We start from the raw sequence: 18,809 nt of genomic DNA, 5'->3' as shown, positions 1-18,809 counted from the left end.
TCGAGCGAAGTCGAGACACGCGAAGGCTGGCGCTTCCCAAGCGTGTCTCGACTTCGCTCGACACGAACGGAAATAGGGGATGGTCCGCTTCCCACCCCAAAGCGGACGCTCGAAAGCCCGCGATCGCCCCTTCAAAACCGCAGCATCACCCGTCGGGCCAGCGCCGGCGAGATGCTGTGGACCATCTGTAGCAGCTTCACCATCCCCGCATTGACCTCGCGCCTGCCGGTGCGGATGCCGTGGACGATCTCGGCCGCGCAGTCGTGTGCGCTCATCTTCTTTCCCACGCGGGCCGCGGTCATATTGGTTTCGACGACGGGCGGCAGCGCCTCGATCACGCGGACACGGCTGTCCTTCAGCAGATGCCGGATCGACTGGGTATAGCTGCGCAGCCCAGCCTTGGTCGCGCAATAAACCGACCCCGTGCTCGGCGCGATCGCAAGCCCCGAAGTCACGTTGACGATCGCCGCCTCGGGCTGCGCGCGCAGCACCGGCAGCAGCCGGGTGCAAAGCGCGATCGGCGCGTCGAGATTGGTGCGGATGCAATGCGCGGCGCTCTCCAGCGTGCTGGGTTGGTCGAGGTCATAGGCACTACCGACCCCGGCATTGTTGACCAGAATCGCGAGCGGCTTGTCCGCGACCCCGTTCACCACCGCATCGATTCCCGCCGGCGTCGAAAGATCGCTCGCGATCGTCACGAAACCGAGCCCCGCCATTGCCTGCAGCTTGTCGGCCGAGCGTCCGGTGACGATCACCTCGGCGCCCGCCGCCTGCAATTGCAGCGCGATCTCGCGCCCGATCCCGTCGCTGCCGCCGGTGACCAGCGCCAGCTTTCCGCGCATATCCATAAGGGCCCCTCCGATGTTTTACCCCGCACACTATGGCGGGGCGCATCGCCTTCGCCTACATGCAAAATCATGGCCCGCCCCAACGCTCCCGACCGATTCAACGAAGAGAAATCCGCCTATGTCGTGCGCGGCGAAGGCGACGGCGCGGACAGGCCCGATCTGGAACGCGGCGCCGAAGTGATCCGCGGCGTCGTCCGCAAATTGCCGGTTCGTCCCGGCGTCTACCGGATGCTCGATGCGCGCGGCGACGTGCTCTACGTCGGAAAGGCGCGGGCGCTCAAGAACCGCGTCACCAACTACACCCAGGTCACGCGCCTCCCGCAGCGGCTTCAGCGCATGGTATCGCAAACGCGCGCGATGGAGATCGTCACCACGAACAGCGAGGCGGAAGCGCTGCTGCTCGAGGCGCAGCTGATCAAACGCTACCGCCCGCCGTACAATGTCCTGCTGCGCGACGACAAAAGCTTCCCCTTCATCCTGCTGCGCACCGACCATGATTTCCCGCGCGTCCAGAAGCACCGCGGGGCAAGGCGTGCCAAAGGACGCTATTACGGCCCCTTCGCGAGCGCCGGATCGGTGCATCGGACGCTCAACGCGCTGCAGAAAACCTTCCTGCTCAGAAGCTGCACCGACAGCTTCTTCGCCAACCGCTCGCGGCCGTGCCTTCTCTATCAGATCCGCCGCTGCTCGGCGCCGTGCGTCGATCGGATCAGCAAGGCAGATTATGCCGGGCTGGTGAGCGACGCGCAGGATTTTCTCGAAGGCCGCTCGACCGCGGTACAGAAGCGGCTCGGCGACGCGATGACCCGATCGGCCGAGGCGATGGACTTCGAGCAGGCGGCGGTGCTCCGCGACCGGCTGAAGGCGCTGACCTTCATCCAGGGCAGCCAGTCGGTCCATGCCGACGGGCTCGGCGATGCCGACGTCTTCGCGCTTGCGGCGAAGGGCGGGCAGCTCTGCGTCGCCGGTTTCTTCATCCGCGGCGGGCAGAATTGGGGGCATCGCAGCTTCTTTCCCGCGCATGTCGCGGGGGTGCCCGAGGACGAAGTGCTCGCCAGCTTCCTGATGCAATTCTACGAAGGCGTGCCGCCACCCAAGGCGATCCTCGTCGATCGCGAGCCCGACGAATGCGAATTGCTCGCCGAAGCGCTCGGTGAGATTGCGGGGCGCAGGGTCGAGATCAGCGTGCCGCAGCGTGGCAACCGCAAGCGGTTGCTCGAACAGGCGGTGCGCAACGCCGGGGAGGAGCTCGACCGGCGGCTCGCCGAGAGCAGCACGCAGGCGAAGCTGGGGCGCGAACTCGCCGAGATGTTCGATCTCGACGACGTGCCGCAGCGCATCGAAATCTACGACAACAGCCACATTCAGGGCACCAACGCGCTCGGCGCGATGGTCGTTGCCGGTCCCGAGGGCTGGATCAAGGGTGCCTATCGCAAGTTCAACATCAAGCGCGCCGAAACGCAGCCCGGCGACGATTTCGCGATGATGCGCGAAGTCTTCCAGCGCCGCTTCGCGCGCGCGCTGGAGGAAGACCCGGAGCGCGCCAAGGGCGAATGGCCCGACCTCGTCCTGATCGACGGCGGCAAGGGGCAGGTTTCGGCAGTCTCGGCGGTCTTCGCCGAACTCGGCATCGACGATCTTCCCTATGTCGGCGTCGCCAAGGGGCCCGACCGCAACGCCGGGCGCGAGACTTTCTATCTGCCCGACGGGCGCGAGTTCACCTTGCCGACCAACAATGCGGTACTCTTCTACATCCAGCGGCTCCGCGACGAGGCGCACCGCTTCGCGATCGGCGCGCACCGGCAGAAACGCGCCAAGGCGATGGGAGCGTCGCCGCTCGACGAGGTGCCGGGCATCGGCCCGGCGCGCAAGAAGGCCCTGCTCATGCACTTCGGCACCGCGCGCGCGATCCGCGGCGCCAGCCTCGAGGATTTGAAGAAGGCGCCGGGCGTGAGCGCCGCGGTCGCGCAAGCGGTCTATGATTTCTACAATCCTGGAAGCTGAGGAGAAGGCGATGGACTTTGCGGCCGCAATGCCGCTCGCGGGAACGCTGGGCATCACCATCCACGAAGGCACGAAGGACCGCGTCGCGGGCAGGCTCCCGGTGCGCCCGGACATCTGTACCGCGGGCAATATCGTTCACGGCGGCGCGATCATGGCTTTCGCCGACTGCCTCGGCGCAGTCGGCGCCTTCCTGACGCTACCCGAGGGCGCGAGCGGCACGACGACGATCGAGAGCAAGACCAACTTCCTCGGCGGCGGCCCGGTCGGGTCGGTGCTCGTCGGCGAAGCGACGCCGGTGAAGATCGGCAAGCGGCTGTCGGTGTGGCAGACGCGCATCCGCACCGAGGAAGGCGCCGAGGTCGCGCTCGTCACCCAGACGCAGATGGTGCTTTGGCCCTCCTGACCGCCGACGCGATCGTCTGCGCGGTGCGCGCGCACGGCGAGCATGGCGCGATCCTACGCGCCCTGACGCGGGAAGCGGGACTGGTCGCGGGCTATGTCCGCGGCGGCCGCTCGCGGCGGCTGCGCCCGATCTTGATGCCGGGCAATCGCATCGCGCTCGAACTGCGGGCGCGGACCGAGGAGCAGCTTGCCAGCGCGACGGTCGAACTGCTCGAAAGCCGCGCGCCGCTGCTCGCCGAACCGCTGGCGGCGGCGGCGATCGACTGGGCGACCAGTCTGACCGCGGCGACTTTGCCCGAAAACCAGCCTTATCCGGCGCTCTCCGGTGCGCTGTCGGCGGTTCTCGACGCGATCGGCGTGGCGTCATCGGCCCGGCAATGGGCCGCGGCGCTCGCGCGCTACGAATTGCTGTTGCTTGCCGAACTCGGTTTCGGGTTGAACCTCGACGAATGCGTCGTGACGGGTTCGACGGAGGATCTCGTCTTTGTCAGCCCCAGATCAGGCGGAGCGGTTAGCATGGCGGCGGCATCGGGTTATGAAGAGCGCCTGTTCCGTCTTCCGCCTTTCCTGTGCGGACGGGACGGCGACCCTGCGATGGCGGACATACTCGACGCGATGGCGATGATCGGCCACTTCCTCGATCGAGATGTACTCGACGGACGCAACCGGGACTTGCTCACGTCAAGGGAAAGATTGACCGATCGGCTGGGGAGGGCGGTTGCGTGACGCGCCGCTGCTGTCTAGAGCGAGCGCGTCAAACCAAGGCCATCCGCCCAAACCGTTTGTGCTGAGCTTGTCGAAGCACCGTCCTTTCGCTTGACGGCGCCGAAGAGAAGTACGGCCCCTCGACAGGCTCAGGGCGAACGGTGCATTTTGGACGGAAAGGGTGAAGAGTTGAAAATCCTGCTGCTGGCTGGCGATGGCATCGGCCCGGAGATCATGGCGGAGGCCGAGAAGGTGCTCGCCGCGCTCGCGCTTCCGGTGACGCTCGACCGCGCGCTTGTCGGCGGCGCAGCCTATGAAGCCACCGGCCATCCGTTGCCGCCCGAAACGATCGCCAAGGCCAAGGCCGCCGACGCGCTTCTGTTCGGCGCCGTCGGCGACGCGCGCTTCGACAGTGTCGAACGCCATCTGCGTCCCGAGCAGGCGATCCTCGGTCTGCGCACCGAACTCGGCCTGTTCGCCAATCTTCGCCCCGCGAAACTGTTCGCAGGGCTGGAGGACAGCTCGGCGCTGCGTCCCGAAGTGGCGTTGGCGATCGACCTGCTGATCGTCCGCGAGCTCAACGGCGATGTCTATTTCGGCGAAAAGGGCATGCGCACGACCGCGGCGGGCGAGCGCCAGGGCTATGACGTCATGTCGTACAGCGAAAGCGAGGTGCGGCGCATCGCGCATGTCGCCTTCCGCGCCGCGCAGGGCCGCAAAAAGCGGCTCTGCTCGGTCGACAAGGCGAATGTTCTCGAAACCTCGCAGCTCTGGCGCGACGTCGTGATCGAGGTCGCGAAGGACTATCCCGACGTGGCGCTCAGCCATATGTATGTCGACAATGCCGCGATGCAGCTCGTGCGCAATCCCGGCCAGTTCGACGTCGTCGTGACCGGCAATCTGTTCGGCGACATTCTCTCGGACCAGGCGTCGATGTGCGTCGGGTCGATTGGTCTGCTTGCATCGGCGTCGCTGAGCGAGGGCAAGCTGGGGCTGTATGAGCCGATCCACGGCAGCGCGCCCGATATCGCGGGGAAAGGCATCGCCAATCCGCTCGCGATGATCCTGTCGCTCGCGATGCTGCTCCGCCATTCGGGCGACGACGAGGCGAGCGCGGCGCGGATCGAGGCGGCGGTGGCCAAGGTGCTGGCTGACGGATGCCGCGGCGCCGATCTCGGAGGCGACATGGGTACGGCGGCATTGGGCGACGCGGTCGTTTCTGCTTTGAACGGACAGGATTGATGAAGAAGACGACGGGTTTCGACCGCAGCAAGACGAAGAACTGGCATCCGGCGACGCAGGCGGTGCGCGGCGGCACCTGGCGCAGCGAGCATGGTGAGACGTCCGAAGCGCTCTTCCTGACTTCAGGTTATAGCTACGACAATGCCGAGGAGGTCGCGGCGCGCTTCCGCGGCGACGAGCAGGGCATGACCTATTCGCGCCTGCAAAACCCGACCGTCGCGATGCTCGAAGAGCGGATCGCGCTGCTCGAAGGCGCCGAGGCGTGCCGCGTCCAGGCGAGCGGCATGGCGGCAATGACGACCGCGCTGCTGTGCCAATTGTCGGCGGGCGACCATATCGTGTCGGCGAAGGCGGCCTTCGGATCGTGCCGCTGGCTCGTCGATACGCTGTGCCCGCGCTTCGGGATCGAATCGACCGTCGTCGACGGGCGCGATAATGACGCGTGGGAACGCGCGATCCGCCCCAATACCAAGGTCTTTTTCTTCGAGACCCCGGCCAATCCGACGCTCGACATCGTCGATATGGCTTATGTCTGCGGCCTCGCGAAAGCGCATGGCATCACCACCGTCGTCGATAACGCCTTCGCCACCGCAACCCTCCAGCGCCCGCTCGAATATGGCGCCGATGTCGTCGCCTATTCGGCCACGAAACTGATGGAGGGGCAGGGGCGCGTCCTTGCCGGTGCGGTGTGCGGAACCGAGAAGTTCATGAACGAGGTGCTGCTGCCGTTTCAGCGCAACACCGGACCCAACCTGTCGCCGTTCAGCGCCTGGGTGGTGCTGAAGGGCCTCGAAACGCTGCAGCTGCGCGCGCAGCGCCAGTCGGATAATGCGCTCGCCGTCGGACAGGCGATCGAGAGCCGCGTCGCGCGTATCCTGCATCCGGGGCTCGCCAGCCATCCGCAGCATGAGCTCGCCATGCGCCAGATGGATGCCTGCGGTCCGATCTTCGCTTTCGAGCTGCCGGGCGGGGCCGAGCAGGCGATGGCCTTCCTCAACGCGCTCGAACTCGTCGATATCAGCAACAATATCGGCGACTCGCGCAGCCTCTGTTGCCACCCGTGGACGACGACCCATTATGGCGTCAGCCCCGACGTGCGGCTCGACATGGGGGTCAGCGAAGGGCTGCTCCGCATCAACATCGGGCTCGAAGACCCGCGCGACGTGATCGCAGACCTGGACCAGGCATTGACCAGGGTCGGGCTTTGAGCGACCTTGCGCGCGTGATGATCGACTCCTTCTTCCCTTTTTCGGCGACGACCGGACCGATCACCGTGCGCGTTTCGGTAAGCTATCTGCCCGAACAGTCGCATCCGGCACTCGGTCGCTGGTTCTGGGCCTATCATGTTCGGATCGAGAATCATGGCGATGTCGCCGCGCAATTGCTGACGCGCCACTGGCGAATCAGCGACGGCCGCGGGCAGGTGAGCGAAGTCGAGGGCGAGGGCGTCGTCGGCGAACAGCCGCTGATCGCACCCGGCGGCGCGTTCGACTATGTCTCCGGCTGTCCGCTCCCGACCGCAGAGGGATCGATGGTGGGCAGCTACACGATGGAAATGGGCGACGGATCGCAGATGCTCGTCGCCATCCCCGAATTCCCTCTCCAGGCTCCCGCGACCGCATCATGAAACGCACCCATCTGCCCCTCAACGCGCTTCGCGTTTTCGATGCCGCTGCCCGGCACCTCAGTTTCACGCGCGCCGCCGACGAGCTGGCCGTGACCCCCGCCGCGGTTGGTCAGCAGATTCGCGCGCTCGAGGATATGCTCGGCGTCGTCCTGTTTCGTCGCACCCCCAAGGGGCTCGAACTCACGGGCGAGGCCACAGCAGGGCTCGACGCACTCCGCCAGGGCTTTCTGCAATTCGAGGAATCGGTCCGCGCGATGCAGGCCGGCCAATCGTCGCAGTCGCTGACGATCGCCGCGCCGCGCGACCTCACCGCCAAGTGGCTCGCACCGCGGCTCGCGCGTTACAGCCAGCAGGCGCCCGATGTGCGCTTCACGCTCGTCTCGGCCGACGGCGGGATCGATTTCACCGAGGCGAACCTCGACCTCGCGATTTTCTGGACCGACGGTGCCGGCGAGCATGAGGGCGTTCCGCTTGCCGAACCCGCGATGGTGACCGTCGCCGGCCCCGGCAGCGAAAGCGACACGCGCATCGCCTGGCCGGGCTGTCCGGTCGAAGATGGCGAACCCGCGCTGCGGCTCGGCGATGCCGGCCTCGCGATCGATGCCGCCGCCAACGGGCTCGGCCAAGCGAACGTGCCGGCGATGCTCGCCGAAGCCGACATCGCGTCGGGCCGCGTCCGGCTGGTGCGCGAGGCTTTTGCCGTGAAGCGCGGCTATTGGCTCGTCGCGCCGACGCCGCAATGGCGGCAGGCGAAGGTCAAGGCGCTGGTGGCGGCGCTGACCGCCTGATCATTTCGCGGCGAGCGCAAGCAGCCGCGTCACCAGCCCGACGAGCCGGTCGCTTGCCAGATTGGCGTCCGGATTGTTCCAGCTCGCGGTGACGACGAACCATTTGCCGTCGGCCTTGCGCTCGCCGAGCAGGCTCATCGACAGCACGCCATTCTCCGACCCGCCCTTGTAGCCGAGATAGCGCCACGGCTCGGCCGCGACCGGCCCGACGCCGTTGTTGATCGCCATCGCCGCCATGGCCTGCGGCGATCGGCGCGCGCGAAGGTCGATCATCGCCCGCGCGACGTCGCTTGGCGAAGCGAACCACTCCAGACTGTCGATAAAGCGCGGTCCCGCGCCGAAGCTGACGCCGTCAACATTGGCGAGCGTCAGGCGATCGGCGTTAACATCGACGAGTTTTCGCTGCGCCGCGTCGTCGCCCTTGACAAAATCCCCACGCAAATCACTGAAATTATTACCCTTGAGCGCGAACGCCTCGACGGTCGTCAGAAATGGGATGTTGCGCGATGGATCACTATGCCCTGCGGAACGCATCCGTGCCTCGATCCGTTCGCGCCCGAGCAGGTGAATGAGCGTGTCGGCGGCGCCATTGTCGCTGACCGACATCATCCAGTTGGCGAGCGTCTGGAGCGTGACGGGCGTATCCTTCGGCCAGTTCGCGGTCGCGGCCGAGGAAAAGCTGAGGTGTGAGAGCGGAACGACATCGCTCCACGCCCGCTCGCTGCTCGCGATCTCGGCGGCGAGTTCGTTGAGAACGTAGAGCTTGAAGGTCGAGCCGACCGCGAATTGCCGGTCGGCGTTGGCGGCCGCTACCCGGCGGATATGATCGCCCTCGATCTCTGCCACGAGAAAGCCCGTCGTGCCCGGCAGGGCTGCGAACTCGGTCGTCACCCTGGCAAAACTGTCGTTCGCCATCACGAAGCCGGTGAAGCGGAGCCCGGTAACGCGCTCATCGGGCGGCGCTCCGACGTCGAGGAGGACGGTCGCGATACCCTTCTCGAACCGCAAATGGAGCGAGCCCGCACGTCCATCGAGCGAACGCTTGTCCTCGACCCCGAGCGCACGCCCATATTGCGCGGTCATGCCCGTGACCAGCGCCTTGAACTGCGCCTCGGGCACTGCGGCCTGAAAATGCGGCGCGAAATACGTGTCGAAGGCGATGTTTCCGTTGACAACATCGGGCAATTCCGCCGTGCGCCGGTCAAAAGCGGTGGCAGCCGGCTCAGCCTGACCCGTCGTGGTTTGCGCCGCGGTTGACAGTGGCAACATCGCCGTAATCAGCGCCGCAGCAAGGCCCCTCCGCGCTTTTGCCGCCATAACCGCCTCCTCAGGCGTCGATCGCCGCCTCGTCGAGCGTCGCGGCATTCGCCTGGATGAACTGGAAGCGATGCTCGGGGTGCTTGCCCATCAGACGATCGACCAGATCCTTGACGCCCTGCCGCTCTTCATATTCCTGCGGCAGAGTGACCTTGAGCATCGACCGCGTCGCCGGGTCCATCGTCGTTTCCTTGAGCTGGTTCGGGTTCATCTCGCCGAGCCCCTTGAAACGACCGACCTCGACGCGCTTGCCCTTGAACAGGGTGGCTTCGAGTTCGGAGCGGTGCGCGTCGTCGCGCGCATAGGCCGACGTCGCACCCGCGGTGAGCCGGTACAGCGGCGGCTGGGCGAGATAGACGTGCCCGTTCCGCACGATGTCGGGCATTTCCTGAAAGAAAAAGGTCATCAGCAAAGTCGCAATATGCGCGCCATCGACGTCGGCATCGGTCATGATGACGATCTTGTCGTAGCGCAGCCGGTCGGCGTCGCAATCCTTGCGCATCCCGCAGCCGAGCGCGAGCGCGAGATCGGCGATTTCCTGATTGGCGCGGATCTTGTCGGCGCTGGCGCTCGCGACGTTCAATATCTTGCCGCGGATCGGCAGGATCGCCTGCGTCTTGCGGTCGCGCGCCTGCTTGGCGCTACCGCCTGCGCTGTCGCCCTCGACGATAAATAATTCAGTGCCTTCCGGTCCATCATTGGCACAGTCTGTGAGCTTTCCCGGCAGGCGGAGCTTGCGGCCGCTGGTCGCGGTCTTGCGCTTGACCTCACGCTCGGCCTTGCGCTTCAGGCGCTCGTCCATCCGTTCGAGGATCAGGCCGAGCAGCGCGCGGCCGCGATCCATATTGTCGGACAAGAAATGGTCGAAATGGTCGCGCACCGCATTCTCGGTGAAACGCGCGGCCTCGGGGCTGGAAAGCCGGTCCTTGGTCTGGCTCTGGAACTGCGGGTCGCGGATGAACACTGACAGCATCATCTCGCCGCCGTTGAAGACATCCTCGGCGGTGATCTGCGCCGCCTTCTTCTGCCCGATCAATTCGCCGAACGCGCGCAGCCCCTTGGTGAGCGCCGCCCGCAGCCCCGCCTCGTGCGTGCCGCCGGCGGGGGTCGGGATGGTGTTGCAATACCAGCTATAGCTGCCGTCTGACCACAAAGGCCAGGCGATTGCCCATTCGGCGCGCCCCTGCTCGCCGGGAAACTCCTGCCGCCCGACGAAAGGCTCGGCGGTCGCGCATTCGCGCGTGCCGATCTGTTCCTTCAGATGGTCGGCGAGCCCGCCGGGAAACTGGAACACCGCCTCGGCGGGGGTGTCGTCGCCGATCAGTTCGGGCGCGCATTTCCAGCGTATCTCGACCCCGGCAAACAGATAGGCCTTCGACCGCGCCATGCGATAGAGGCGCTGCGGCTTGAAACGCCCATGCTCGCCGAAGATCGCGGGGTCGGGGATGAAGGAGACACTCGTCCCGCGCCGGTTGGGGGTCGGGCCCAGTTCTTCGAGCGGCCCCGTCGGAGTACCTTGCGAAAAACTCTGCCGATACAATATCTTCGAGCGCGCAACTTCGATGGTTGTTTCAATCGAAAGCGCGTTGACGACGCTCACCCCGACGCCGTGCAGGCCGCCCGAGGTCGCATAGGCCTTGCCCTCGAACTTGCCGCCCGAGTGGAGCATGGTCATGATGACTTCCAGCGCCGACTTGCCCGGAAATTTCGGATGCGGATCGACGGGCATACCGCGGCCGTTGTCGACCACCGTCAGGCGGTTCCCGGCGTCGAGGGTGATCTCGATCCGCGTCGCATGGCCCGCGACCGCCTCGTCCATGCTGTTGTCGATCACCTCGGCAGCGAGGTGGTGCAGCGCACGCTCGTCGGTGCCGCCGATATACATGCCCGGGCGCCGCCGTACCGGCTCGAGTCCTTCGAGCACCTCGATCTGCGAGGCGTTGTAGCTGTCGGTCGCCGGCTGGCTGCTGTCGAACAAATCGTGACTCATGGCTTGGCTATACGGGGCGGGGAAGGGCGCTGGCAAGCGCGGTTTTCAGCCCGCCGCGGCATGCGGTCCGCCGGCTCGGCTCATCCCGTTTTCGGCACAGGGAGAAACTTGCGCCATGGCCGCGGGTTTCTCCGCCGACTGCAAAGTCGTTCAAAAAGTGGAGAAATAAAATGAAATTCGCAGCTCTCCTCGCCGCTTCGGCGTCCCTGCTTACCGTTCCGGCCTTTGCGCAGGATACGGCGGGCGACCATGACAAGTCGCAGGACTTCAACGGCCTCTATGTCACGGTCGGCGGCGGCGGCACGCTTCAGGGAAGCGACCGCGGTGAAACGCTCGTCTTCGATACCGACCGGGACGGAGTCTACGGCGATCCAGTCAATATGATCGGCGGAACCGATGCCTTCGCGCCCGGATTCTGCAACGGCGCGGCCACCGGCACGGGCAACATCGGCTGCCGCAACGACAAGGACGGCCCTGAATTCTTCGGCCGTCTCGGTTACGACCGCCGCATGGGCAATGTCGTCGTCGGCGCATTGATCGAGGGCGGCCATAGCGTCGCACGCGACAGCGTCAGCGGTTTCTCAACGACGCCCGCGGCCTATACGCTGAGCCGCGAGGCCGATTATCAGGCCAGCGCCCGGCTGCGCGCGGGCTACACGCCGGGCGGCGGCGCGCTCTTCTATGTCACGGGCGGTCCGGCCTATGCGCGGCTCGACAACAAGTTCGCGACCACGAACACCGCCAACAGCTTCGCCGATAACGGCAAGACCAACGGCTGGGGCTATGCCGCCGGCGGCGGCGCCGAGATCATGGTGGCGCGCAATGTCGCGATCGGGCTGGAATATCTCTACACCGATCTCAAGGACAAGGATTATGCCGTGAATGTCGGGCCGGGCACCGCCGACCCCGCGACGAACCCGTTCCTGCTGAACGGCGGCGGGACCGATATCCAGCGCAGCGATCCGCATTTCCGCACGCACAGCGTGCGCGGAACCTTGAGCTACCGCTTCTGACCTCTTGGGAGCGGGCAGGGAGGCGTCGGGTTTCGGCCCGGCGCCTTTCGCTTATCCGGCTCTGGGCGCCGGAAAGATCGCGAAATTGCCATTGGCGCTGGCAACGAGCCGGTCGTCCTGAAACAGACGCGCGTCGATATTGGCGATACGCTTGCCGCGATGGAGCACGGTCGCGTCACAAATCAGCCGGCCTTCGCGCACGCCGACATGATAGTTGAATTTGATCTCCAGCGTCGCGCACCAGAAACCGTCATCGAGCAGGCTGGTGACCGCACCGCCCATGGCGGTGTCGGCAAGCGAATAGGCAACCCCGCCATGCGCGACACCCTGCGGATTGAAATGCCGCTCGCGCTCGATATCGATCGCCATCCGGCACCGCCCGTCGCCGCGCTCGACCATCTGGAGGCCGAGAGCGCGCGCGAATTCGAAATCCTGTCCGAAAGGCCTCAACGGACGCCCTTAACGAACGCGGGGGCCGCCGAAAGGCGGGGGAGGCGGCGGGCGACGCGTGCCGCGCGGCAGCTGCGCCTGATAAGCGCGGCCGCAATGCTCGACGCAATAGGGGAAGCCCGGGTTCACCGCTTCGCCGCAGAAATGGAAATCGGGCTCGCCAGGGTGCCCCATCGGCCAGCGGCAGATGCGGTCGTTGAGGTCGAGCAGGCTCGTCTTGTCGGCGATTTCCGGGCTCGGCTTCGCGGGCACCAGGCGGCGCGGCGGCGCGGGCGGGATCGGCGCCTGCTGGTCGCCTGGTCCCTGACGGATGAAGCCGCCGGGGCCGATCGAGACGATGCGCGGTGCATCGGGTTTCGGAGCAGCTTCGGCCGCCTCTTCGCTCGACGCATCGGCGACGGGAGGCTTGGGTTCGGGGCGCGGCGCCACCGGCGCCGGACGCGGCGCGATCGGCGCGGCCGCGCGCGGCTGGACCGGGGCTGCGGCGGGCTTTGGCGCTGCCGGGGCCTTCGCGGGCTTGGCGATCTTTTCGGTCGCTTTCACCGGCGACGGGCGCGACTTCAGGCCCAGGCGGTGCGCCTTGCCGATCACGGCATTCCGGCTCACGCCGCCGAGTTCGTCGGCGATCTGGCTGGCGGTTAGCCCCTTTTCCCACATGCTGCGCAGCTGTTCGATGCGCTCATCGGTCCATGACATCTTCTGTTCCTCATCATTCGCCGCAAGAAACGGTTCGGCGATCCGGTTGTCGGCTCCTTTAGGGAACCGGCATCGGTCGCTGCCCAGCTTGCGGTAAGATCGGGGAGGCGATAGGCGAGAACGCCATGAACGACCAGCCCCAAATTTCGCATCCCGACTCGGCCAATTCCGCCATGGTTCCAGCTTTCCCGGAACCCGGCGTCCCGCAAATCCGGGCGCTCAACGTGCCCGGCATGCAGGCCCTATATGTCAAGGAGGTGCGGCGCTTTTTCAAGGTCCAGCTCCAAACTATCTGGGCGCCGGCGATCACCACCCTCCTTTACCTCATCATTTTCACCGTCGCGCTCGGCGGCGCGGGGCGGACGGTCATCGGCGTTCCCTTCGCCGATTTCATCGCGCCGGGGCTGATCATCATGGCGATGCTGCAGAACAGCTTCGCCAACGCCAGCTTTTCGCTGCTCGTCGGCAAGATCCAGGGGACCATCGTCGATTATCTGATGCCGCCGCTCGCGGTCGGCGAACTGATTATCGCGCTGATCGGCGCCGCGGTCACCCGCGCGATCCTTGTCGGCCTCGCGCTATGGCTTGCAATGCTGCTGTGGCCAGGGGTGCATGTCGGCGCCGACCATCTCTGGGCGGTCGCGCTGTTCGGCATCCTCGGCGCGATGATGCTCGGTTTCCTCGGGCTCATCACCTCGGTCTGGGCGGAGAAGTTCGACCATGCCGCCGCGGTCACCAATTTCGTCGTGACCCCGCTCGCGCTCTTGTCGGGGACCTTCTATTCGATCGACCGCCTCGCGCCCTGGTTCCAGACGATCGCGCACGCGAATCCCGTCTATTATGCGATCATGGGCTTTCGCTACGGCTTCATCGGAACGGTCGATTCGACCATCGCCAATCCCGTGCTGACCGCCGCGCTCTTCCTCGTCGCGGTCAACGCCGTGCTCGGTGTGATCACCTATCGCTTGCTCGCCTCGGGATGGAAGCTGAAAGCCTGATCGCCCGTCTGGTCTAGTGGCGGATCGCGCGAACGCGATACCGCCCCTGGACCAGCCCGTCGAACATCGCCTCGATCTGCGGATGATCGACCGGACCCTGCTCGGCATCGCCGATCAGATTCTGCTGGCTGACATAGGCGATGTAAGAGGAATCGTCGTTCTCCGCGAGCAGATGATAAAAGGGCTGCTCCTTCGCCGGGCGGATCGCCTCGGGGATCGCCTCATACCATTCGTCGCTGTTCGAGAAGACGGGATCGACATCGAAGACGACGCCGCGAAAGTCGAACATGCGGTGCCGCACGATGTCGCCGGGCGCGAAACGCGCGCGCTCGATCAACGGCGCAGCGGCATGCGAAGGGATCGAATCCGGGACATTCGGGGAAGGTGCTGACGTCATATTGTCAATCTATGGCTATTTACGTCCGTTTCAAGCCCGTTACACTGGGGCACGACCGCGGCAGGCCGATCCGGACTGTGATCGAGGTTACAGATGCGTTGGCCGACCGGGCTAGCTTGCTCGCGGGCCATCGCGCGACCGGATCGGGTTGCGGGCCGCTTTGACAAGGGGAGACGCATTTCCATGACCGACGCACCTTCAAACAATCTGCCGCCAGCGGCTTCGGGCCTGATCCAGCGCGCGAAGGACATTTTGCTCAAGCCCAAGGAAACATGGCCGATTATTGCCGCCGAACCGGCGACGACGCAGTCGATCTATGTCCCCTATGTCGCCGCGCTGGCGGCCATCGGCCCGCTCGCGGGTCTGATCGGTGGGCAGGTCTTCGGGATCACCGTGCTAGGCGTTACCTATCATCCGCCGCTGGCCGGCGCGCTCGTGTCCGCGGTAGTCTCTTACTTCCTGTCGCTCGCGACCGTCTTCATTCTCGCGCTCGTCATTGATGGGCTTGCACCAAATTTCGGCGGGCAGAAGAATCAGATTCAGGCATTGAAGGTCGCCGCCTACACCGGCACCGCCGGATGGATCGGTGGCATCTTCGGCCTGATCCCGGCGCTGGCGCTCATTGGCGCGCTGTTTGGACTATACGGGCTGTATATCCTGTATCTCGGCCTGCCGGTGTTGATGAAGGCGCCCGAGGAAAAGGCATTCGGCTATACGGCCGTCGTGATCATCGTCGCGATCGTGCTGTTCCTCGTCGTCGGTGCGATCGTGGGCGCTCTCGCCGCACCGTCACTTCTCACCGTGCGCGGCTAAGGCTCACACGCTGCCCCGGCCGTGGGTCGGGGCGGCTGGCTATGGTCGAAAAGGGGAAAATGGAGGAGAGTGAGGGATTCGAACCCTCGGTACCGTTGCCGGCACTTCGCATTTCGAGTGCGACGCTTTCGACCACTCAGCCAACTCTCCTCGCTGAGAGGAGACGCCCCTAGCGGCGGGCCGCGAGACTTGCAACCCTCTCGTCACAAAATTGCGTCCCGTCGCTCCGGGGCGGCGATCGATCAGGGCTTGTCGGCCTCCCACCAATAGGGCTGGCGCTTGCGATCACCCGTTTCGGCCTCGTTCATCGTCAGCGGGTCATAGAGCCGCCCGCCGAGCATCACGCGGTGAATCTTTTCGGTGTTGCGAATCTCCTGCGTCGGATCGGCGTCGAGGATCAGAAGGTCGGCGAGCTTGCCCGTTTCGATCGATCCCACATCTTTCGCGTAGCCGAGGGAGGTCGCGGGCATGATCGTCGCGGCGCGGAGCGCATCGATATTGCTCCAGCCGCCGCGCACGAACGACCAGATTTCCCAATGCGCACCGAGCCCGGCCTGCTGCCCGTGCGCGCCGATCGATACCATCCGGCCCGTATCGGCGATCTTCTTCGCCTCGCGGGCATTGTCGTCGTCGACATAGTCGCTCTCGGGCGCGATCATGCGGCGCTTGTTGTTCGCCGCGAGCTCGGCGGGCGGCGCATGGCGCGACAGGATCGGATCTTCCCAGACATTGCTATGCGCGCGCCAATAGGGGTCGCCCGCCAGGCCGCCGAAAGTGACGACGAGTGTCGGTGTATAATTGACCGTCGTCTGTCCCCAGAGCTGCGCCAGATCCTTGTAGAAAGTGTGGAGCGGGATGTTGTGCTCGACGGTCGAATTGCCATCCTGGATCAGCGTCACGTCCTGGGTGAAGAGCGAGCCGCCTTCGGGCACGACCTCCATCCCCTCTTCCTGCGCGGCGCGCACGACCATCTGGCGCTGCTCGCGGCGCGGCTGGTTGTAATTCTTCACGCTGTGCGCGCCCTGCGCCTTCAAGCGGCGGACATGTGCGAGCGCGTCCTCGTAACTGTCGATTTCGGCATAGATGCCCGCCGCCTTGGCGCCATAGATAACCTCGCCGGTCGAGAAGATACGCGGCGCGAGGATCAGCCCCGCGCGCTGCATTTCGGACGAGACGAAGATTTCGGACGCCCGCGACGAGGGATTGTGGCTCGTCGTCGTGCCCATCGCCAGATTGACGATCTCCGACCAGTTCTGCTGCGGCACCAGCTCGTCGTCGCCGTGCGGGCCGTGCGCGTGCGCATCGACGAAGCCGGGGACGATCGTCTTGCCGGCAGCATCGACCGTCACCGCGCCCGCTGGAACGGTGATCGCCCCCGCAGGGCCAACCGCGACGATACGGTCGCCGTCGATGACGATCGCCCCATTGTCGATAATCCCGCCGTCCTTGTCGGCCATGGTCACGATCTTCGCGCCGGTGATCACGACGGTGCCTTTGTGCTTCGCTGCCCCCTGCACCATCGACAACGAGACGCCTTCGGTGGGCGGGGTGAACTTGACGGGCTTGTCCGCACCCGCCGGCGCCTGCGCGAACATCGCACCCAGGTCGGCGCTGAACAGCGTCGGCCCACGCGTCCAGTGGAGACGTTTGCCGCCATCGGACCAGTGCATATAGTCGGCGCCGCTGCCGCTGATCCGTGTCACCGGCATCGCGCCGGCCGACGTCGAGAGCGTCACATCCTGCCCACCGGGCATCAGCGGCGTGACATAGGCATCGTAATTCTCGCGGAATGCCAGCGTATGACCGTCGGGCGACACCTCATAGTCGCTGACCAGTTCGCCGCTGGCATGAACGCGCCTTTCCTGTCCCAGCAGGTCGGTGCTGACGAGCTGCGTCTTGCCGTCGGCCGATGCGATCATGAAGAGGCGGTCGCTGGCGCTGCCGAACTGCGGCTTCGCGCCATTGTCGCTGACGCGCTCGGAAGCGCCGCCTGTCGCAGCGATGCGATAGATGCCCGGGTTTTCTCCCCAGCGCTCGGAGCGCAGACCGCCGCCCGCGCGGCGCTCGAACGCGATGATCCTGCCGTCGGGCGAGAAGCGCGGTTCGGCATAATGGCCTGGCACCGCCGTAAGCTTCCGCGACGACCCGCCACCGGAGCCGACGACATGGATCTCGCCGAGCCCGGCATCGGTCCAGCGGACGAAGACGATCTGTTTGCCGTCGCGCGACCAACTCGGCCACAGCTCGAACGCCTCGTCCTTCGCCGCGGTCAGGCGGCGCGCCGTTCCGCCGGTCGCGGGCTTGACCCACAGCTTGCCGAGCGTCTCGAACACCACGGTGCGCCCGTCGGGCGATACTTCGGCCCAGCGCGGCATCTTCGTCTCGAAGCGGTCGGGCGCGACCTCAACCGCCGGATGCGTCGCGTCGATGACGACGCGGTCGTCGTTGATCGTGAACGGGATGATCCGCGCTTCGCCGCCATCGGCGCCGACGCGGCGGAGCTTGCCGCCCGCCCAGAAGACGATGTCGCGGCTGTCGGGCGTCCAGCTCATGTTCGGATAGACGCCGGTGACCGCCCAGGTTTCCTGCACATCCTGGTCGAGCGCGTCATAAACCTTTTTCTCGGCGCCCGAAGCGAGGTCTTTCACATAGAGCTTCGACTGCGTTCCCTCGCGGCGCACGAACGCCAGCCGCTTGCCATCGGGCGAAGGCGAAGGGCGCACCGCCCCGCCGGCGCCTGACGCGATCGTCGTGATTTCGCCGTCGTTCAGGTCGTAGCGCTCGATATGGAACAGATCGGTGTTGCTGTCCTGCGCATATTCGAAGATCGGGCCCGGCGTGACGTTGCGCGTAAAATAGACGCCCTTGCCGTCGGGTGCGAAAGTCGGCTCGCCCAGTTCCTTCTGGTGGCGTTCGTTCGGTTTCTTGACCAACGGTACGCCGCCGCCGCCCGAGATGTGATACATCCACACCTCGCCGGTGCCGAGCGAACGGCCAGTGGTGAAATGCTTCTTCGCGACGATGAACTGGCCGTCGGGGCTCCAGCTCGGCTGGTTGAGCAGGCGGAATTCTTCCTTGCTGAGCTGGCGCTTGTCGCTGCCGTCGCGGTTCATCAGCCAGATATTGTCGCCGCCGCCGCGATCGGAAACGAAGGCGATGCGCTTGCCGTCGGGCGAGAAGCGCGGCTGATGCTCATAGGCCAGCCCCTCGGCAATCCGCGTCGGCGCACCGCCCTCGATCGGCATGGTGTAGATGTCGCCGAGGAGGTCGAATGCAATGGTGCGGCCGTCGGGCGCGACATCGACGTTCATCCAGCTGCCTTCGTCAACCGCGAGCGGCACCTTGTGCGTCGTCATGCCGGGGGGCGCGTTGACGTCCCATTTTTCGGGCTTCGCTTCGGCCCCCGGTACAGGCGGGGCGGTCTGCGCCCACACCGAGGTCGAACAGGCCAGAGCCGCCGCGAGGGCGAGAGCGAAGCGCGCCATGAAATTATCCCCTGTTGAAATTATGTAGCGACCA

At 65.7% G+C, this 18,809-nt stretch carries 17 protein-coding genes and 1 tRNA gene; 10 read left to right on the top strand and 8 right to left on the bottom strand.

All coding sequences use genetic code 11. The annotated features are described in order from the left end of the window. Positions 1 to 131 precede the first annotated feature (131 nt). Positions 132 to 848 carry an SDR family oxidoreductase gene (locus ACE3SL_RS05810; RefSeq protein ID WP_374524812.1) on the bottom strand — a complete coding sequence of 239 codons (717 nt, stop codon included), beginning with the start codon at positions 846 to 848 and terminating at the stop codon, positions 132 to 134. Between the two features lie 69 nt (positions 849 to 917). On the opposite strand from ACE3SL_RS05810, the gene uvrC reads away from it, so the two are divergent. From uvrC to ACE3SL_RS05775, 7 genes are all read left to right on the top strand, one after another. Further along, complete coding sequence (uvrC, locus tag ACE3SL_RS05805; protein ID WP_374524811.1) at positions 918 to 2,852, top strand: excinuclease ABC subunit UvrC; 1,935 nt, start codon at positions 918 to 920, stop codon at positions 2,850 to 2,852. A 10-nt stretch (positions 2,853 to 2,862) separates the two neighbouring features. Further along, complete coding sequence (locus ACE3SL_RS05800) at positions 2,863 to 3,255, top strand: PaaI family thioesterase (protein WP_374524810.1); 393 nt, start codon at positions 2,863 to 2,865, stop codon at positions 3,253 to 3,255. Beyond that, positions 3,243 to 3,980, top strand: a complete 738-nt coding sequence (gene recO / locus ACE3SL_RS05795) for a DNA repair protein RecO (RefSeq protein WP_374524809.1) — start codon at positions 3,243 to 3,245, stop codon at positions 3,978 to 3,980. Before ACE3SL_RS05800 ends, recO begins: the two co-directional genes overlap by 13 nt. A 168-nt stretch (positions 3,981 to 4,148) precedes the next feature. After that, complete coding sequence (leuB, locus tag ACE3SL_RS05790; protein ID WP_374524808.1) at positions 4,149 to 5,201, top strand: 3-isopropylmalate dehydrogenase; 1,053 nt, start codon at positions 4,149 to 4,151, stop codon at positions 5,199 to 5,201. Further along, positions 5,201 to 6,409 carry a PLP-dependent aspartate aminotransferase family protein gene (locus ACE3SL_RS05785; RefSeq protein WP_374524807.1) on the top strand — a complete coding sequence of 403 codons (1,209 nt, stop codon included), beginning with the start codon at positions 5,201 to 5,203 and terminating at the stop codon, positions 6,407 to 6,409. Before leuB ends, ACE3SL_RS05785 begins: the two co-directional genes overlap by 1 nt. A 17-nt stretch (positions 6,410 to 6,426) precedes the next feature. Further along, positions 6,427 to 6,828 (top strand): Co2+/Mg2+ efflux protein ApaG, encoded by a 402-nt coding sequence (gene apaG, locus ACE3SL_RS05780; RefSeq protein ID WP_374524813.1) that lies wholly within the window; start codon positions 6,427 to 6,429, stop codon positions 6,826 to 6,828. Continuing rightward, positions 6,825 to 7,616: a LysR substrate-binding domain-containing protein gene (locus ACE3SL_RS05775; RefSeq protein ID WP_374524806.1), complete on the top strand. Its 792-nt coding sequence runs from the start codon at positions 6,825 to 6,827 to the stop codon at positions 7,614 to 7,616. The genes apaG and ACE3SL_RS05775 overlap by 4 nt, the downstream gene beginning before the upstream one ends. Here the strand turns inward: ACE3SL_RS05775 and ACE3SL_RS05770 are convergent, their stop codons facing one another. After that, a complete protein-coding gene (locus tag ACE3SL_RS05770) occupies positions 7,617 to 8,801 on the bottom strand; it encodes a serine hydrolase (RefSeq protein ID WP_374524805.1) in 1,185 nt (394 codons plus the stop codon). It abuts the gene before it with no gap. Between the two features lie 142 nt (positions 8,802 to 8,943). Beyond that, entirely contained in the window at positions 8,944 to 10,923 is a 1,980-nt protein-coding gene (gene parE / locus ACE3SL_RS05765; RefSeq protein ID WP_374524804.1) for a DNA topoisomerase IV subunit B, read from the bottom strand. A gap of 170 nt (positions 10,924 to 11,093) precedes the next feature. Here parE and ACE3SL_RS05760 point away from each other — a divergent pair, with 170 nt between their 5' ends. Beyond that, the gene (locus ACE3SL_RS05760) at positions 11,094 to 11,936 is read left to right on the top strand and encodes an outer membrane protein (protein WP_374524803.1); all 843 of its coding nucleotides are present in this window, start codon (positions 11,094 to 11,096) and stop codon (positions 11,934 to 11,936) included. 51 nt (positions 11,937 to 11,987) lie between these two features. Here the strand turns inward: ACE3SL_RS05760 and ACE3SL_RS05755 are convergent, their stop codons facing one another. After that, on the bottom strand, positions 11,988 to 12,386 hold the full coding sequence (locus ACE3SL_RS05755; protein WP_374524802.1) for a PaaI family thioesterase: 399 nt from the start codon (positions 12,384 to 12,386) through the stop codon (positions 11,988 to 11,990). Positions 12,387 to 12,395: 9 nt separating this feature from the next. Beyond that, positions 12,396 to 13,082 (bottom strand): GcrA family cell cycle regulator, encoded by a 687-nt coding sequence (locus tag ACE3SL_RS05750; protein WP_374524801.1) that lies wholly within the window; start codon positions 13,080 to 13,082, stop codon positions 12,396 to 12,398. 125 nt (positions 13,083 to 13,207) lie between these two features. Between ACE3SL_RS05750 and ACE3SL_RS05745 the strand changes: the two genes are divergently transcribed. Next, positions 13,208 to 14,080 carry an ABC transporter permease gene (locus tag ACE3SL_RS05745; RefSeq protein WP_374524800.1) on the top strand — a complete coding sequence of 291 codons (873 nt, stop codon included), beginning with the start codon at positions 13,208 to 13,210 and terminating at the stop codon, positions 14,078 to 14,080. 13 nt (positions 14,081 to 14,093) lie between these two features. Here the strand turns inward: ACE3SL_RS05745 and hspQ are convergent, their stop codons facing one another. Continuing rightward, entirely contained in the window at positions 14,094 to 14,477 is a 384-nt protein-coding gene (gene hspQ, locus ACE3SL_RS05740; protein ID WP_374524799.1) for a heat shock protein HspQ, read from the bottom strand. 183 nt (positions 14,478 to 14,660) lie between these two features. Here hspQ and ACE3SL_RS05735 point away from each other — a divergent pair, with 183 nt between their 5' ends. After that, the gene (locus ACE3SL_RS05735) at positions 14,661 to 15,290 is read left to right on the top strand and encodes a Yip1 family protein (protein WP_374524798.1); all 630 of its coding nucleotides are present in this window, start codon (positions 14,661 to 14,663) and stop codon (positions 15,288 to 15,290) included. Positions 15,291 to 15,350: 60 nt separating this feature from the next. Here the strand turns inward: ACE3SL_RS05735 and ACE3SL_RS05730 are convergent. Together ACE3SL_RS05730 and ACE3SL_RS05725 are read right to left on the bottom strand one after the other, a co-directional pair. After that, positions 15,351 to 15,440: transfer RNA gene (locus tag ACE3SL_RS05730), tRNA-Ser, on the bottom strand. Between the two features lie 92 nt (positions 15,441 to 15,532). Further along, positions 15,533 to 18,775: an amidohydrolase family protein gene (locus tag ACE3SL_RS05725; RefSeq protein ID WP_374524797.1), complete on the bottom strand. Its 3,243-nt coding sequence runs from the start codon at positions 18,773 to 18,775 to the stop codon at positions 15,533 to 15,535. Positions 18,776 to 18,809: the final 34 nt, after the last annotated feature.

The sequence above is a fragment of the Sphingopyxis sp. genome, from assembly GCF_041916015.1.
In the GTDB taxonomy this organism is placed as follows: Bacteria; Pseudomonadota; Alphaproteobacteria; order Sphingomonadales; family Sphingomonadaceae; genus Sphingopyxis.
Note: the sequence above shows the minus strand (reverse complement) of the source record. Positions and strands in the feature narration are given on the sequence as shown.

What these genes read in the sequence shown, in the direction of transcription:
- ACE3SL_RS05810 (WP_374524812.1), bottom strand. Translation starts at nt 848, where the DNA reads ATGGATATGCGCGGAAAGCTGGCGCTGGTCACCGGCGGCAGCGACGGG.
- uvrC (WP_374524811.1), top strand. Translation starts at nt 918, where the DNA reads ATGGCCCGCCCCAACGCTCCCGACCGATTCAACGAAGAGAAATCCGCC.
- ACE3SL_RS05800 (WP_374524810.1), top strand. Translation starts at nt 2,863, where the DNA reads ATGGACTTTGCGGCCGCAATGCCGCTCGCGGGAACGCTGGGCATCACC.
- ACE3SL_RS05785 (WP_374524807.1), top strand. Translation starts at nt 5,201, where the DNA reads ATGAAGAAGACGACGGGTTTCGACCGCAGCAAGACGAAGAACTGGCAT.
- apaG (WP_374524813.1), top strand. Translation starts at nt 6,427, where the DNA reads ATGATCGACTCCTTCTTCCCTTTTTCGGCGACGACCGGACCGATCACC.
- ACE3SL_RS05775 (WP_374524806.1), top strand. Translation starts at nt 6,825, where the DNA reads ATGAAACGCACCCATCTGCCCCTCAACGCGCTTCGCGTTTTCGATGCC.
- parE (WP_374524804.1), bottom strand. Translation starts at nt 10,923, where the DNA reads ATGAGTCACGATTTGTTCGACAGCAGCCAGCCGGCGACCGACAGCTAC.
- ACE3SL_RS05760 (WP_374524803.1), top strand. Translation starts at nt 11,094, where the DNA reads ATGAAATTCGCAGCTCTCCTCGCCGCTTCGGCGTCCCTGCTTACCGTT.
- ACE3SL_RS05750 (WP_374524801.1), bottom strand. Translation starts at nt 13,082, where the DNA reads ATGTCATGGACCGATGAGCGCATCGAACAGCTGCGCAGCATGTGGGAA.
- ACE3SL_RS05745 (WP_374524800.1), top strand. Translation starts at nt 13,208, where the DNA reads ATGAACGACCAGCCCCAAATTTCGCATCCCGACTCGGCCAATTCCGCC.
- hspQ (WP_374524799.1), bottom strand. Translation starts at nt 14,477, where the DNA reads ATGACGTCAGCACCTTCCCCGAATGTCCCGGATTCGATCCCTTCGCAT.
- ACE3SL_RS05735 (WP_374524798.1), top strand. Translation starts at nt 14,661, where the DNA reads ATGACCGACGCACCTTCAAACAATCTGCCGCCAGCGGCTTCGGGCCTG.
- ACE3SL_RS05725 (WP_374524797.1), bottom strand. Translation starts at nt 18,775, where the DNA reads ATGGCGCGCTTCGCTCTCGCCCTCGCGGCGGCTCTGGCCTGTTCGACC.